Source organism: Psychrobacter sp. NPDC078501 (assembly GCF_044900935.1).
GTDB lineage: Bacteria > Pseudomonadota > Gammaproteobacteria > Pseudomonadales > Moraxellaceae > Psychrobacter.
The window spans coordinates 88,776-104,999 of sequence record NZ_JBJDOS010000002.1; the positions used below are offsets into that span (position 1 = coordinate 88,776).

General features: G+C 42.0%; 13 protein-coding genes and 1 other RNA gene. 8 read left to right on the plus strand and 6 right to left on the minus strand.

Annotation, left to right across the window (positions count from 1 at the left end):
- Positions 1 to 55: 55 nt before the first annotated feature.
- The gene (gene ruvC / locus ACI2IW_RS03370) at positions 56 to 640 is read right to left on the minus strand and encodes a crossover junction endodeoxyribonuclease RuvC (RefSeq protein ID WP_057760973.1); all 585 of its coding nucleotides are present in this window, start codon (positions 638 to 640) and stop codon (positions 56 to 58) included.
- Positions 641 to 899: 259 nt separating this feature from the next.
- Here ruvC and ACI2IW_RS03375 point away from each other — a divergent pair, with 259 nt between their 5' ends.
- A complete protein-coding gene (locus ACI2IW_RS03375) occupies positions 900 to 1,532 on the plus strand; it encodes an FxsA family protein (RefSeq protein ID WP_057760971.1) in 633 nt (210 codons plus the stop codon).
- Between the two features lie 106 nt (positions 1,533 to 1,638).
- Here the strand turns inward: ACI2IW_RS03375 and ssrS are convergent.
- Positions 1,639 to 1,834: non-coding RNA, 6S RNA (gene ssrS, locus ACI2IW_RS03380), on the minus strand.
- A gap of 247 nt (positions 1,835 to 2,081) precedes the next feature.
- Here ssrS and gpmI point away from each other — a divergent pair.
- Together gpmI and ACI2IW_RS03390 are read left to right on the plus strand one after the other, a co-directional pair.
- Positions 2,082 to 3,740: a 2,3-bisphosphoglycerate-independent phosphoglycerate mutase gene (gene gpmI, locus ACI2IW_RS03385; RefSeq protein WP_404692646.1), complete on the plus strand. Its 1,659-nt coding sequence runs from the start codon at positions 2,082 to 2,084 to the stop codon at positions 3,738 to 3,740.
- Between the two features lie 234 nt (positions 3,741 to 3,974).
- Positions 3,975 to 5,444: a S41 family peptidase gene (locus ACI2IW_RS03390; protein ID WP_404692647.1), complete on the plus strand. Its 1,470-nt coding sequence runs from the start codon at positions 3,975 to 3,977 to the stop codon at positions 5,442 to 5,444.
- Positions 5,445 to 5,518: 74 nt separating this feature from the next.
- Here the strand turns inward: ACI2IW_RS03390 and ACI2IW_RS03395 are convergent, their stop codons facing one another.
- The 3 genes from ACI2IW_RS03395 to ACI2IW_RS03405 all read right to left on the minus strand — a co-directional run bounded on the left by ACI2IW_RS03395 (position 5,519) and on the right by ACI2IW_RS03405 (position 9,746).
- Positions 5,519 to 7,231 (minus strand): sigma 54-interacting transcriptional regulator, encoded by a 1,713-nt coding sequence (locus ACI2IW_RS03395; protein WP_404692648.1) that lies wholly within the window; start codon positions 7,229 to 7,231, stop codon positions 5,519 to 5,521.
- A gap of 78 nt (positions 7,232 to 7,309) precedes the next feature.
- On the minus strand, positions 7,310 to 9,076 hold the full coding sequence (locus tag ACI2IW_RS03400) for a sensor histidine kinase (RefSeq protein WP_404692649.1): 1,767 nt from the start codon (positions 9,074 to 9,076) through the stop codon (positions 7,310 to 7,312).
- 34 nt (positions 9,077 to 9,110) lie between these two features.
- Positions 9,111 to 9,746, minus strand: coding sequence for a response regulator (locus ACI2IW_RS03405; protein WP_101206382.1), 636 nt, complete (start codon positions 9,744 to 9,746; stop codon positions 9,111 to 9,113).
- Positions 9,747 to 10,139: 393 nt separating this feature from the next.
- Here ACI2IW_RS03405 and ACI2IW_RS03410 point away from each other — a divergent pair, with 393 nt between their 5' ends.
- On the plus strand, positions 10,140 to 11,222 hold the full coding sequence (locus ACI2IW_RS03410) for a serine hydrolase (protein WP_057760963.1): 1,083 nt from the start codon (positions 10,140 to 10,142) through the stop codon (positions 11,220 to 11,222).
- 87 nt (positions 11,223 to 11,309) lie between these two features.
- Positions 11,310 to 11,978 carry a thiamine phosphate synthase gene (locus tag ACI2IW_RS03415; protein WP_404692650.1) on the plus strand — a complete coding sequence of 223 codons (669 nt, stop codon included), beginning with the start codon at positions 11,310 to 11,312 and terminating at the stop codon, positions 11,976 to 11,978.
- 65 nt (positions 11,979 to 12,043) lie between these two features.
- Here ACI2IW_RS03415 and ACI2IW_RS03420 read toward each other — a convergent pair whose 3' ends face one another.
- Complete coding sequence (locus ACI2IW_RS03420; RefSeq protein WP_341609671.1) at positions 12,044 to 12,373, minus strand: TraR/DksA C4-type zinc finger protein; 330 nt, start codon at positions 12,371 to 12,373, stop codon at positions 12,044 to 12,046.
- Between the two features lie 512 nt (positions 12,374 to 12,885).
- Here ACI2IW_RS03420 and ACI2IW_RS03425 point away from each other — a divergent pair.
- From ACI2IW_RS03425 to fba, 3 genes are all read left to right on the plus strand, one after another.
- A complete protein-coding gene (locus ACI2IW_RS03425) occupies positions 12,886 to 14,100 on the plus strand; it encodes a phosphoglycerate kinase (RefSeq protein ID WP_404692651.1) in 1,215 nt (404 codons plus the stop codon).
- A gap of 257 nt (positions 14,101 to 14,357) precedes the next feature.
- Positions 14,358 to 14,744: a hypothetical protein gene (locus tag ACI2IW_RS03430; protein ID WP_296211485.1), complete on the plus strand. Its 387-nt coding sequence runs from the start codon at positions 14,358 to 14,360 to the stop codon at positions 14,742 to 14,744.
- 412 nt (positions 14,745 to 15,156) lie between these two features.
- Positions 15,157 to 16,194 carry a class II fructose-bisphosphate aldolase gene (gene fba / locus ACI2IW_RS03435; RefSeq protein ID WP_057760953.1) on the plus strand — a complete coding sequence of 346 codons (1,038 nt, stop codon included), beginning with the start codon at positions 15,157 to 15,159 and terminating at the stop codon, positions 16,192 to 16,194.
- Positions 16,195 to 16,224: the final 30 nt, after the last annotated feature.

Below are 16,224 nucleotides of genomic sequence, written 5' to 3' on the forward strand. Positions count from 1 at the left end.
CGCGTGTTTTTTGTGGGGTGTCTAATTTGCTGTTTATTTATTTTGACGCTAATTTTTAACGTAAGTTACCCAAATCTTCTTCCGTCAAACGCCAACGGCCTTTCTTCTTAGAAGCACCGCGACCACGCATGGCGCTATTCAATATCAGTTTGTTCATTGAATGGCTTGAGTGAGCATGACAGATGGCGCAGGCAAGTCCATCGGCAGCATCTTGTTGCGGTACGACTTCTAACGCTAATATCCGGCACACCATCTCCTGTACTTGTTCTTTGGCCGCCGCTCCATAGCCACAGACTGCTTGCTTGATTTGCCGAGCCGTATATTCTGATACTTCTAAATCTAAAGCCACCATCGCTGCAATCGCTGCACCTCTTGCTTGCCCAAGCTTAAGTGCAGAATCAGGGTTTTCTGCCATAAATACTTGCTCAATCGCCGTATAGATAGGCTCGTCTGCGTATTTTAAATGATGCTGTGTGATACGGGTTAGTCCATTAAAGATACGCTTGAGGCGTTCAGGCATCTCTTTGGTATCTGTACGAATCGTCCCTGCATCGATATAAGTCAGCTTGTCACCTGTCTGCTGTACTATTCCGTAACCGGTCATGCGTGACCCTGGATCAATTCCTATAATAATTGCCATAATATTCCGTCTTGCTTACCTGTCATTTTATATTCAATACAATATAAATTGGATACGATGTCAGACTCGCTTAGCCTACTATTCGTAGTACTGTCGCTCACTTTACTTGTATCCAAATTATATCGTACCGACTATATGGCTTAAAAATTAGCCTTAAGTTTGATAGTATAGCAACCAATCCCCATATACATCATATGTTAGCCATTTTAATTTTCATGGCGCTCAATTTATTGGTTTTTATTTTATAGGACGACACTTTATGGGTCAGATAGTTGGTATAGCCATCGTTTGGTTTATTATCGAGATGCTACTGTGGTATTTGCTTGCTCAGTTTATGAGCGGCTGGTGGGTGTTTATGTGGTTTATTATCGCCGCAGTTATCGGTATCTCTTTGATGCGCAAAGGTATGGCTGCTCTTAATCCAATGGCACAGCAAATGAAAGCTGGTGGCATGATGAACCCTGCGATGCGTCCGCCAGAGACCACGATGATCAAGAGTATCGCGATGGCAGCTGCAGGTATTTTACTGCTTATTCCTGGGGTACTTAGTGATTTGATGGCGCTGTTGGTAGTATTGCCACCTGTGCAGAAAAAGCTAAAAGACTTGGCTAATAACTACGTCATGAATAATCAGCAAAAAATGATGGAAATGATGGCGAAGCAGATGGGTGGTCAAATGGGCGGCGGTCAAAATCCATTTGGCGGTGCTGGTGGCATGGGCGGTCAAAACCCGTTCGGTGGCGCAGGCGGCATGAATGGTCAAAATCCATTTGGTCAACAGCAGCAAAACCCATTTGGTGATGTGTTTAAACAGCATACTACGGTTGATGGTACTGCCAAAAACATCCCTAAAGATGTAAAGAAAATTACCAAGTCTGCTAATGACGAATAACTATTTAGTTAAATCGTAAGCATAAAAAAAGCCCCTCTCATCAATGACGAAAGGGGTTTTTTAGTGGTAGTAAATAAATTATAAGGAATATACTTACTAACCGAATGAAACAACCGAAGTGCCGCTGTAAGATGGTGACCCATGAACCGTGAAGTTCAGGGCGGATGCGTCATCATCTCTGCAGGTTTCCTGATACACCGCAAGCGGTGCAGGCATACACAATGAGACAATAGGTACCACATCCTGGTAAAGCATTATCGGCTCAGGGAATAAACATCTACTAGCCAACACTTCAGAATAGTTTTATCTTAACCAATGAAAAGAGTGATTGCAAGTCTGAATTACAGATTGATACGTAGCTTGGTTAGTTGGCCGCATTTATATTGTCTTGCATAGAAAAAGCATCATAAGATAACCCTATAAAATTATTCATAAACTCACGAAAAATGCTCAGTTTTTCAGCTATTTCAAGATGTGTGTTAATATAGAGGGCTTTATATTCCCTTACACAGCATTATAGGCGTTCATTCACTCGAGGAGCGGTAATATATGACCAGTACCCAACAAGCATCAGACTCTATTGATAATAATAAAACACAGCTTAGCAATAACCAAGACGGTGCACAGAATAAAAAAATACCGCATGTCTTGATGATATTGGACGGCTTTGGTCATCGTGAAGAAGATAAAGATAACGCCATCGCTGCTGCCAATATGCCAAATTTAGACAAGATTTATCAGCAATATCCTCATGGGCTGATTTCAGCTTCAGGGGAAGATGTTGGTTTGCCAGATGGTCAGTTTGGTAATTCAGAAGTCGGTCACATGAATTTAGGGGCTGGTCGCGTTCTTTATCAGGACTCAACACGTATCTCAAGTGAACTTGCCAATCGTGAATTTTATAAGAACGAAGCATTGGTCAATGCGGTAAAAGCGGCTAATGAGCGTGGCGGTAACGTCCATATTATGGGCTTGCTTTCTGATGGCGGCGTCCACTCACATCAAGACCATATCGAAGGTATGTGTCATTCAGCATTGGTCCATGGTGCCAAGAATGTCTTTATTCATTGTTTCTTAGATGGCCGTGATACTCCGCCTAAATCTGCTGATAAGTACATCAATCGTCTGCGTGATTATATCAATAAGTTGAATGCTCATTACGAAGGTGGCCGCGTACAGATTGCAAGTATCATCGGTCGCTACTATGCAATGGATCGCGACAATCGTTGGGATAGAGTGCAAAAAGCTTATGAGCTGATTACTGAAGGCAAAGCTGATCGTCTATCGACACGGGCAGATGGCGCTGTTCAAGCTGCTTATAAAGCGCGTGAGACCGATGAGTTTGTTAGTCCAACGACCGTAATTGGACGTGATGAATTGCCATATACTGTCAATGATAACGACGCACTTATTTTTATGAATTTCCGTGCTGACCGTGCTCGTGAGCTTGCCCAAGCATTTGTTCTGCCAGATCATGAGTTTTCTGGATTTGCACGTCAAAAACAGCCAAAACTGGCGGCGTTTGTGATGCTAACTAAGTATTCAGATGTCCTAGCTGACAATCCAAAAACCAGCATTGCGTACTACCCAACGTCTTTGGCCAACACATTGGGAGAGTACTTGCAGGATCAAGGAAAAACACAGCTGCGAATCGCTGAAACTGAAAAATATGCGCATGTGACGTTTTTCTTTAGTGGTGGCCGAGAAGAAGAGTATCAGGGTGAAACTCGTATTTTAGTGCCATCTCCAGACGTTGCAACTTATGATCTACAGCCTGAGATGAGCGCGCCTGAAGTCACTGATAAATTAGTAGAAGCGATTGAGTCTGGTAAGTATGATGTATTGGTGGTCAATTATGCCAATGGTGATATGGTTGGACACACAGGTATCTTTGATGCAGCGGTAAAAGCAGTGGAAGCTTTGGATGTATGCGTTGGCCGTATCGAGTCGGCAGTGCGAGCAGCTGGTGGTGACATGCTTATCACAGCCGATCATGGTAACTGTGAGCAGATGCAAGACTATGAAAGTGGCCAAGTACATACACAGCACACGACAGAACATGTGCCATTAATTTACGTAGGTGAGCAAAAGCTGCAAGTACGCCGCGGCGGTAAACTTAGTGATGTGGCGCCGACTATTTTATCACTGATGAATGTTGACGCCCCTGCTGAAATGACAGGTGAGAGCTTATTGGTTCCAGCAGTCTAGGTCAGTCGAATTAAAACACAGTACTTGAATGACTGTGGTTTATACTGATTTGACAGCTGTATTAGAAGATATTGAAAAGGAAAGGATAACCTATTATCCTTTCCTTTTTTTGTGATACATTTTACTTAATTTACTTGCAATACTATGCTAGTTCGAAATATGCGTTTGGTGCTATCTTATAAATCGCTATATAACGATAAATTCGTATTCTCTATTATTCAAATGAGTTCTTTTATGCAGCCTATTTCTTTTGCACGTTCTTTTTTATCCAAAGAGTTAAGTAAATCAGTAGGGAGGGCATCAGTCGTGTCCACGGTTTTGCAGCCTGCAATTTTAATAGGTGTGCTTGGTTGTGCGATTAGCGTAAATGTACAAGCAGCAGTGGGAGCTTCTACAAACAATGATAATCCTACGAATGGTCTACAGCTCATCAGTTTGAATGCAGATGAGATAGCGGATGAAAACGACGCTGATAACTTATCGAATATTGCTGATATGTTAGATGTCGCCGATGAGCCAGATGACTCGATAGATAGTGTGCCAGATGAAAGCGCGCTAACGGATGATGCCGATGATATTGATACGGAGATTCCAGCAGAAGTTGCACAAGTATCGTTAAATGCTATCTCTCCTGAGACGCTAAAGACATTTGTGGCTGTGGTGGATTTAGTACGTCGTCAATACGTCGATGCGGTCAATGACGAAGAGTTATTTAGCAATGCGATGAGCGGTATGCTGACCAAACTTGATAGCCATGCTGAGTTTTTGGACGCAGAAGCTTATGAGAACCTGCGTGCTTTTACTGAGGGCGACGTTGGTGATATTGGTATTAAAGTTAATTACCAGCCAGATGCAGGTTATTGGGTTGTGACAGAGGTTATCGATGATTCACCCGCAGACAAAAAAGGCATCGCAGTTGGTGATTATTTGCATCAAGTTGATGAGTTTAAGCTAGACGAAGGGCGACAGGTCAATGACGTTGAGCAGCTTTTGACGGGTATTGCTGGTACGCAGGTAGATATTATCACTTCCAAAGCTGGTCGCCGTAAACACACAACGACGCTACAGCGTAATAATAGTCATCCGCAGATTATCGAGACCAAACTGGTTGATGGCATTGCTATTGTTAAATTACCGGCGTTTCAAAACAACAGCCGTGAGAAATTACTAGAAGGTTTAATTAACCTAAACGCTCCTATATCAGGAATTTTACTAGATATGCGAGATAATCCAGGTGGTGTACTGACATCAGCAGTAAGTATGGCCAGTTTATTTATGGATGATACTGATGTGGTGCAGGTGCAAGCACGTCAAAATAAATCACGGGTACTATCGACTCAAGGTGATGCGATACTTAAACCTTTGCCATTAGTGGTATTACAAAATCGCTATTCAGCATCAGCGGCAGAGGTGCTTGCCAGTAGTTTACAAGCACGAAAACGCGCTACTATTATCGGTGAAGTCAGCTATGGTAAGGGCTCAGTACAATCGGTCATACCGCTAAACGATGAGCAAGCCGTCAAATTGACTGTGGCCAATTATATGACGGCAGCAGGCAAACAAATAGATGAGATCGGCGTAGAACCTGATGTGACTTTATCAGGCAGCGAGAACACGTGGGAACAGCAAGCATTAGAATTAGTAAAAGCGCGCGCGCTTGATTCGGGTATTCGCTTTGTTAGAAAAAATGCTACTAAAGAATAGATTTTCGTAGCAGTCAATTAACCGCGCATACCATCCAACGTTTAAAAATATTTGAAGATGACGTTCAAAAGAAGCTAATCAGACGCATCTTCAGAAATTTCGAGCTTTTTCATACGGTAGCGTAAAGAGCGAAAAGTAGTTCCTAATAACTCAGCTGCTTGGGTTTTGTTCCAGCCAGTTTGTCTGAGTGCCGTGATAATTAGCTGCTTTTCTTGTTCCTGTAAATAATGCTCTAACCCTTGAGGCGGTAGTTGACCGTCAAACAATTCTTGTAAATCTGATATATCTTTAGATGTTTCTTGTTGGGCGGTGGAAGCAAGGAGCGATTCTTCGTCATAAGTATTTGCTACGTTGGTTGACGAATTATCATTACTAGCTGACGAATGCTGCACCATTGAAGGGTAGTGGTTGGTGTTAGTACGATAGGGATGTAAATTGGTCGCTCTTTGCTCAACCTGCGTCACCATACTGCTAGATTGAATGACTTGCTCACCGTCCTTTGTAGATTGGGCTGTAGATTGAACGTCTATTTGATTTTCTACGTCACGAGCAGGTAGCTCAGAGCTATCGACAGCTGAGCTATGATTTTGCTCTTGTGTATTTACAAGCTCAGGTTCAATGTCAGGAAGACCTAAATGACTAACGTCTATATATGAGGTATCAGCTAAAGTAACTGCACGCTCCAATAAGTTACGTAGTTCACGGACATTACCCGCAAAATCGTGGCGTTGTAAGCGTTCGCAGGCTTCCATCGTCAATGACGGCGGCGACTCTAATTGCCAGTCATCAGCAATCATAGCCAAAAAGTGGTCTGCTAATACAGGAATATCATCACGGCGTGCATTAAGTGTTGGAAGCTTTAGCTCAATGACATTGATGCGATAATATAAGTCTTGTCGAAATGCACCATCTTGTACCAATTGGCTCAGGTCTTTGTGAGTGGCAGACAAAATGCGGATGTCTACTGGAACTTCTTTTGTATCACCAATTGCCCTTACTGTTTTTTCTTGAATGGCACGTAACAATTTAACCTGCATGGCTAAAGGTAAATCCGCTACTTCATCTAAAAATAACGTGCCGCCATTGGCTTGCTGGAATAAGCCTTGTTTATCAGCGACAGCCCCTGTAAAGCTGCCTTTTTTATGACCAAAAAACTCCGACTCCATTAACTCCGATGGTATCGCACCGCAATTCACTGGTACAAAGCTGCCATCACGCCGTGGACTTAAATCATGGATCAATCTGGCGACCACTTCTTTACCTGTGCCAGAAGCGCCCGATAAAAACACAGGTGCCTGTGAGCGTGCTAGCTTTAGAATAGTGTTTTTGAGGGGATGCATGACAGCAGAATTACCAATCAATCTACTATCTAGCATTTTTTGTTCAGGAGAGCATTCTGGTGCAGCTTGTACTTCGTTATCTTGATGAATAACTTTTAGGGCATTTTCTACCAGTTGGCGCAAACGTGGTAGTTCTAACGGTTTATTGACAAAATCAAAGGCACCGAGTTTCAACGCCTCAATAGCCAAATCCATGCTGCCATGAGCTGTAATCACCGCTATTGGAATATTAGAGCTATTGCTAATTTCTTTTACCAGCTCCAGTCCAGAGCCATCTGGCAGTTTTAAGTCCGTCAGACAAAAATCGTAGTCATTGTCTTGCCAAAACGTTCTTGCTTGCGACAATGTATAAGCCACATCACTTCTGATACCCATTTTAGTTAAGGTAATTTGCATCAATCGACATAAATCTACTTCATCATCGACGACTAGCGCGGTTGTTGTCATACATCATCTCATCGTATTCAATGGCTATAAAATCAATAGCTTGGTCTAAATAGGTGTAATAGCTTTCAAAAGATAAATTTAGGTAAGATTTTCTTCGATAGTTTGAAATTTATTATCAGATTTAATAGAAGGTACAATCAAGCGAAAGCATGTTTTCTCATGTTCAGGAATGTAGAGTAAACGTGCTTGATTGGCTTCACAAAATGCTTGTGATAAATAGAGCCCCAGTCCTGTACCAGCTTTATCTGTTGTAAAAAATGGATCAAACAAAAGTTCTAAATTCCCAGCACTAACACCATCACCGTTATCCAATATATCGATTATAACATCGTTGTCTGCACAGTAAATGTCGATTTCTACATAAGCATGAGGATGAGAATAGCTGCTATAGCGCAGGCCATTGTTGATTAAGTTGATCAATATCTGCTCTAACTGATGAGTATCAAATGATATGATAGGTTTGGTTTTTATTCGTAGAAAAATGTCGTGTCCTTGAAAGTAATTTTCCAAAAACGATGGCATCCATTCAGCCAATTCGAGCACCTGCTGGGTAGCCATCTGCTGACGAGACAGCTTTAAAATATCCTCAATGATACGGTTTACACGTTTTGTCTGTGAAAATATCATTTCATAAAGCTCATGGTTGCCAGTCATGGCAGCATTCGATTCACTTGTTAATGCACTGTCATCTTCCATTTGTTCTGCAACATCTTCCATTAATAGCTGACTGGCTTGCGATATCGCTGCTAATGGGTTTCTGATTTCATGGGCAATACTGGCAGTTAATTGCCCTAAAGAAGCCAGTTTCAGTTGTTGAGCACTGGCTTGCTCACGGCGTAAGTCTTCTAATATGACAAGTTTGCTATCATCTTTTAGTGGAATAATCTGTACACGTAATTTGCCAAATATTGAAGCGTTTGCGACAGCTGGCACATCGTAGGTAAAAGCGCGTGACTGCCCAGATGCTACTGACAAGCAGGCATGAAACAACTGGGAATGCTGTTCATTGAGTTGCTGCTCAAAATTAGAGAGAAGTGCTTTGTTATGAGTCTCTTTTGTATCGTCAAGGGTATTCTGTTCTGTGATAGGCGTGGCAGGCGTGACAAATGAAAGGCTCAGCAATTGATGTGCTGCAAGATTTGCTAAGACAATATGTCGCTTATCGATAACGATAACACCATTCACCATCTGCGTGATAACCTCTTGATTAATCACGTTGAGTCGCTCGACTTCCTTAGCATGGTTTGCCGCGACCTTTTCAAGCTGTACCAATCGCTGAGAGATAGACCAGCTTAAACCGCCCACTGCTAAAAAACTCGCTGACATCAGTAACGCATCACCTAGGTTGGCTAGACTCATGCTATTAGCAATAGCGTAAAAAAACTGCTGATAAATAACGAGAATGATGGCAAGTAAAGTAATAACCAACGCTTGTGAGCCATGTAGTAGCATAAAGCTGGCCGCGACGACTACCATGTATAGCATGGTTAACTGCAAATCAGGGTTACCTGTCGTGTAGAGCAGCAGGCTTAGTATAATAACGTCTAAGGCCAGTCCGAATGCCAATTGGCGGCGCATATGTTTTCTAACGACATAAAATAATCCAAGCAGTATCAAACTTAACAGTACATAGAAGCTCAGAGTCGTTTGTTGTAAAAAACTCGGTAAAGAAGTGCTATCACCAGTACGAGCAGAGATATATAGCATGAGCATAGAGAACAGGCTAACAACGAAGCGATAGCTGCTATAGATCAGCCCCAACTTACGCAACTGCGGCAGAGGAAGCGTATCGTCATGATGAACATAACGAGTAATGGCAGAGCTAAGATTGGTAGCAGGGTTCATAAACTGGCCGTAATAGAATAAACGCTAAAATGGTTTATGGTTGAATCAGACCATGACGAATGGCCAAATGAGTTAATTTAACATCACTATCAACCCCAACTTTTTCATAAATACGGTAGCGATACGTATTAATGGTCTTGACACTAACAAACAATTGATCGGCTATTTGCTGAGGGCTTTGACAATTAACAACCATCATGGCCACTTGTTTTTCTCTGTCACTCAATAAGTCAAAAGGTGAGTTTGCGTTATCAGATAATAGAACATCTGCTAACTGTTCAGCTACATCCTGACTGAAGTAACGACCTCCCTGATAAATCTTTTTGACCGCACGTATCATTTCATCAAGTGGCGTGCCTTTGGTAATGTAACCATTCACACCTGCTTTAATTAGCATTGAGGGATAGGGCTGTGCAGACATACTACTGACCGCCAAAATCTTGATACCCATGTCGAGTTGTATCAAACGTTTGGTTGCTTCGAGCCCGCCAATATTCGGCATATTGACGTCTAGTAAAATCACATCAGGATGTAATTGTTTGGCTTGTTTTATAGCCATATCACCGCTGTCTGCTTCACCTACCACTTCAATATCGGGGCTGTCTGACAACATACGGCTAATACCCATCCGTACCAAATCATGATCATCTACCACTAATACTTTAATCATAACCATACTCTTTATTGATTGTCAGAATGAACGCTTTATTAGGTCCAGATAGTATAAAAAATGAATATATTTCAACCATTATAATTATCTTTATATATTCAAAATACCGCTGATTAATATAACAAAATACGAGTAATCATAACATCCGAAGTTAAATTATATTGCTGCAGTGTGAATTGATGTTTCTATAATATAAATTGGTTGTAGCAAAGTTTGAATGAAGCCAAAAAAAACTACTAAATCAGTTTGATAGATTAAACTTAAATGTAAACCATGATACACTAAAAATACAAAAGCTCTATGTGAGTACTTACAAACACATCTATAAACGCTACGTACGTTTTTGGCGTCAGACAATATGTAACTGGCGTAATAGCGACAGCAGGAGGCATAATGAAGCAACTACCATTAACCAAACAGCAATTGATCGCTGCTATGATTTCATTGAGTTTGGGCAGTGTTGCACAAGCCGCACTTACAATTAATGGTAGCACTGACACTGCCTCTAGTGCACGCCTGAGTTGGGGCGGCGCTGATAGTTTGTCTGAAGCTCGCAACATTATGTACAAGTCTAATGGCTCTGCTATTAAGAAAGTCGATAATGGCTACGGCACTACAAACATCACGAATACTAATAGTTTTGCTAGTAGTAATAACACCAATAGTGCCCGCTATAACACAACCTATCGCGGGGCATTTGGTAGCAGCGATATGATTCCGATTAGTACGGATTCACGTAGTGTTGCGGTGATCGACGCTGAAACTGGCGAATCTATTTACGAAAAAGATGCTGATATCGCGCGCCCAATGGCTAGTATCACCAAGGTTATGACGGCTATGGTCGTATTGGATGCAGGCCTTGATATGCGTGAAGAAATCACGCTTGATCCAGAAGATTTCGTTGGTCCAAAGCGTGCAAGCTCACGTTTGAAATCAGGTGATCGTTTAAACCGTGCTGAGATGCTATTGATGGCGTTGATGAAGTCTGAAAATCCAGCGGCGAAGAGTCTGGCACGTAACTACCCAGGTGGCTATGATGCCTTTATGCGTGCGATGAATCGTAAAGCGCAAGACTTAGGTATGAATACGGCATTTTTTGGCGATCCAACTGGACTTGATAAGCGCAACGTAGCTTCTTCAAAAGATTTGGTCAAAATGGTACGTGCCGCTGGTAACTATGATGTGATTCGTCGTTTCTCTACCACTAAGAGCTATGACTTTTTTGTCTCAAATTACTCAAGTGGTAACCGTACCTATAAAGCCAGTAATACTAGCACGTTGGTCCGTGACGGCAGCTATCCAATCGGTATCTCTAAGACAGGCTTTATCAATGAAGCCGGACGTTGTGTTGTAATGGAAACTCGGGTCAATAACCGTCCTGCGATTATCGTTATCTTAGGGGCAAACAGCTCAGCAACACGTTGGGGTGATGCTAAAAATATCTTAAATAGTTTGGCTACACGCCGTACAGTATAAGCTATCGGTTCTAAATGTATAAAAAAGCTGTTATATCATATAACGGCTTTTTTATTGTGTTGAATTTAAGAATTAAGGATACATGCTATGGGTCATTCACCATTCTCCTCAGTTATACCTAAGCTATATTTATTGACCAACGATGATGAATTTGAGCTGTTATATCAAAAGTTAGAGGCAGCCTTATCGACAGGATCGATTGCACTATTACAAATTCGTCGTAAGCAAGTTCTTAGTCTACCTGATGGAGCTTTGAAGCTTTTTGATGAGGCACAAAAAATTGTTGAGTTAGCTAAAAAGTACAATGTGACAGTTGTTATTAATGATGATGTGAAGTTGGCCGAAAAGCTTGACGTAGGGGTGCATCTTGGACAAACAGACGGCAGTATCGGTGATGCTTTACAGTCTCTATCGCCGCACCAAATAATTGGTCGTACCTGTCATGGTGATATAGCGCTGATTAAAGAAGCAAAAAATGATGGCGCAAGTTATGCTGCGATGGGTGCTGTATTTACTTCTACAACTAAGCCAAATGCTAATATCATTTTACGTCAGCAGCTTGTGGAAGGGTGTCAGCAAGGCATACCAATATGTGTGATAGGTGGGTTAACTGCAGAAAATGTCTCAGAGCTGGTAGATTTGCCCATTGCGCTTGTAGCAGTAGTTGGGGATATCATGGATTTGCCAGTAGCAGACATAGCCCAGCGTTGTCATGAATGGCAGCAGGCATTTTCTAAATGGAAAATACCTACTTGAAACATGCTTCTTAGAGAAGTTTTAGAGTAGCAATAGTCTTACAATAGAGTATTAATATGACAGCGCTACTCAGCGTGTTCCATACATAAGGTGGCATAGGGTAGCGCCTCTAAGCGTTGCTCTTCGATCTGTTCACCGCAGACTTCGCACTCGCCATAAGTACCGTTTTCAATCCGACTCAGTGCATTTTCGACATAGATTAAGCTTTGACGCGCTTCACTCATTAAGTTTTTACGCATGTCATTTTGACGATAGGATATGGCCTGATCTTCCCAGTGTTCATTGAGATCATCTTGCGGGTTTTGTATGTGATCTTCTATCTTATCAATTCGAGATTCGTACTCATCTTTTAATTTTAATAGGTTTTGTTTAGCAGTGTCTAAGTTGATGCTCATCATTTTCTCCTAATGGATTATTTTTATTGTCAATGTTTCTATCATAAAGAGCTTGACTGCTGAGTACCACCACGAAATGTTACGGTTTATTGACTGTACTTAAAGCTAGCAACCGCAATTGTTGCCATCGAATAACGGTCTGAGAATTTAGACTAAATATTTTAAACGTGCTGAAATTTGTGTCAGGTTGCTTGTGAGACTGTGGTAGAAAACTGGTAGAATACACCGCCGCTAAATTCTGTTTACTTGAGCGACTCATCAGAGTGGTTTGAGAGGTGTCAGAGCCAAGCGTTAAAAATATTAAAAAGCAATAAAGCTGATAGTGACTATATAGCACGATAGCACGGGTATAAAATAGCTTGGCTATATGGCAGGCGAGCGAGAATGCTACAAAATAGTAGATTGATCGAGCTTAGCACTGAATCCGATTTATATAGAGCTGATTATAATAGTCATATCAGTAACGACAGTAATCGCAAATTAACAGATATATTGATGCATAGGAGCAGGTGATGAATTTTTTGCGTATGAGTGAGTTGAACTTAACGGATAAAGTGGTCTTGATTCGAGAAGATTTAAATGTGCCTATTAAAGACGGTAAGGTCACGAGCGATGCGCGCTTGCAAGCCAGTCTTCCTACCATCAAAATGGCGCTCGAAAAAGGTGCTGCGGTAATTGTTTGCTCACATTTAGGCCGCCCAACAGAAGGCAATCCTGAAGCTGTATATTCATTGGCACCGGTTGCTGACTATTTAACGGAAAAATTAAGCTCGCAATTATCGACATCTGTACGTCTTAATAGTGATTACCTTACCCAAGGTGCCAATGTAAAATCGGGCGAAGTGGTTCTATTAGAAAATGTACGCTTCAATGACGGTGAAAAGAAAAACGATGCCACGCTAGCGAAAAAGTATGCTGATTTGTGCGATGTGTTTGTGATGGATGCTTTTGGTACAGCGCACCGTGCACAGGCATCAACAGAGGGTGTTACGCAAGCGATGCGTCAAGCAGACAAAACTGTGTGTGCAGGGCCATTGTTAGCTGCTGAACTTGATGCTTTAAGCCTAGCGCTTGAAACACCAGCACAGCCAATGCTTGCTATCGTTGGTGGATCAAAAGTATCAACCAAATTAGAAGTGCTACACAGCTTGGCCGAAGTGTGCACACAGATTATCGTTGGTGGCGGTATTGCCAATACTTTCTTGGCAGCACAAGGTCACAGTGTTGGCGCCTCATTGTACGAAGCAGACTTGCTAGATACTGCACGTGACATTATGACTAAGACTGAAATTCTACTGCCTGAATACGTCGTCGTCGCTGATAAAAATGACATTGATTTCGCTGACTTTACTGGCTCATTGCAAAAAGCTACCGCAACGATCAAAGCAGTTGATGCGATCGGTGACAATGACATGATATTGGACATCGCACCAGAAAGCGCACAACAGCTTGCCGATGCTATTATTAATGCAAAAACCATCTTATGGAATGGTCCAGTGGGTGTCTTCGAAGTTGATGCTTTCGGGCAAGGCACACAGATATTGGCCACTGCTGTAAGAGACAGCGATGGTTTCTCTATCGCGGGCGGCGGTGATACGTTAGCGGCCATCGATAAATATCAAGTTGCTGAAGGCGTGAGTTATATGTCAACGGGTGGCGGGGCGTTTTTGGAGTTTGTTGAAGGTAAAGTACTCCCAGCAGTTGCTGCACTGCAAATAGATGCCTAACTAATTAACGATACTCTGTAGCTTAGTAACATTAGACGTACAACTAACTTTAAATAACTAAGGTAGTCTGTAAAAATAATATTTTGGCTGTTAAATTGCTTGTTTTTATTGACATAAGTAAGCGCAATAGCCATCGATTATTATTAAGCAGTAATTATTTATTTATATACTGAAAATTATTATTGCATGTCTGATTCGCACTCTATAAAATAGCGCGACCATGTATTTTGACATGCATTATTTACGAGAGGTTTATTATGTTAAAACGTCATTTATTACTTGCTAGCGTACTTGCTGGTACCTTTGCAATCACTGCATGTAGCCAACAAACAGAAGAAAACACTGAAGCTGCTGTTGAATCTGCTGGCGATGATGCTGCTGCAAACGCTGATGCTGCTGCCGCTGAAACAGACGCTGCTGCTGCTGAAGCTGAAGCTGCTGCTCAAGACGCTGGTACTGAAGTTGCCGAAGGCGCTGACACTGCTGGTGCAGCTGCGACAGACGCTCTAGAAAACACTGGCGATGCTATTGCTGAAGGCACTAACACAGCGGTTGAAAATACTGCTGAAGCTGTTGCTGATGGCGCTAACGCTGTTGCTGATGGCGCAAATGATGTTGCAGTTGATGCAGAGCAACAGTACTAAGCTACGCGATAACTAAGCACTATAATGGCTGACTTACTGGGAGTCTATCGATTGATAGATAATTATCGGTAAATAATATCTAAAAAGAGTCATTGCTTTATAAGCCTCAAAATACTAAAAAAGCCTTGGTGATTGCCAAGGCTTTTTGCGTTGTATGCCATTGTTACATTTTATAAAGTAACAGTTTATAAAATTAAACTGATATCAAGAGACGGTATAGACTGACAAATAGTCGGTCAACCGCTACGAAGACAGAACAATTTTTGCTATAATCACCGCGTGGTAATCATATCTAATATCATTCAGACTTTTACTAACCTATATACGGTCAGTATGGTCGAATATACAGTGAAATGATTGCTATTAAGCTGTTTTTTAAAATACTATTCAAAATCTAATCAGAGAGCGTCTTATGGCCCTAATATCCTTACGTCAACTTCTAGATCATGCCGCTGAACACAGCTATGGTGTTCCTGCTTTTAACGTCAATAACTTAGAGCAAATGCGTGCAATCATGATGGCTGCGGATGCTTGTGATTCACCTGTTATTGTCCAAGCCAGTGCAGGCGCACGTAATTATGCAGGGTCAGCATTTTTGCGTCATTTGATTATCGCTGCGATCGAAGAATGGCCACATATTCCAGTGGTAATGCATCAAGATCATGGCATGTCACCAGCTATCTGCCAACGCTCAATTCAATTAGGTTTTTCATCAGTGATGATGGACGGCTCACTTGGTGAAGATGGCAAAACGCCAATGGATTATGACTACAATGCTAGCGTCACGCGTGAAGTCGTCAAAATGGCCCACGCTTGCGGTGTCTCTGTAGAGGGCGAAATCGGTTGTTTAGGTAGTCTTGAAACTGGTATGGCTGGCGAAGAAGATGGCTCTGGCGCTGAAGGCGTATTGGATCATGAGCAGCTCTTGACCAGTGCTGACGAAGCTGAACAGTTTGTAAAAGATACCAATGTCGATGCGTTAGCAATTGCTATCGGTACTAGCCATGGTGCCTATAAGTTCACACGTCCACCGACAGGCGATATTTTGTCTATTGAGCGCGTAAAAGAGATTCATGCCCGTATTCCTAATACCCACCTTGTTATGCATGGTTCTTCATCAGTGCCACAAGAATGGCTAAAAGTCATCAATGAAAACGGCGGTGATATTGGCGAAACTTATGGTGTGCCAGTTGAGCAAATCGTTGAAGCGATCAAGCATGGCGTACGCAAAGTAAACATCGATACGGATTTACGTCTGGCATCAACTGGTGCTATCCGTGAATTCCTTGCAAAAAACCCAAGTGAATTCGATCCGCGTAAATACTTCAAAGCGTCTATGGTAGCCATGTCAGATATCTGTACCAATCGTTTTGAAGCGTTTGGTTCTGCAGGTCAAGCACACAAAATTCGTCCAACCAGTCTTGAAGGTATGGTGAACTTTTACCAATAAGACTGTGTTGTAGAACGTAGTTGTTAATCA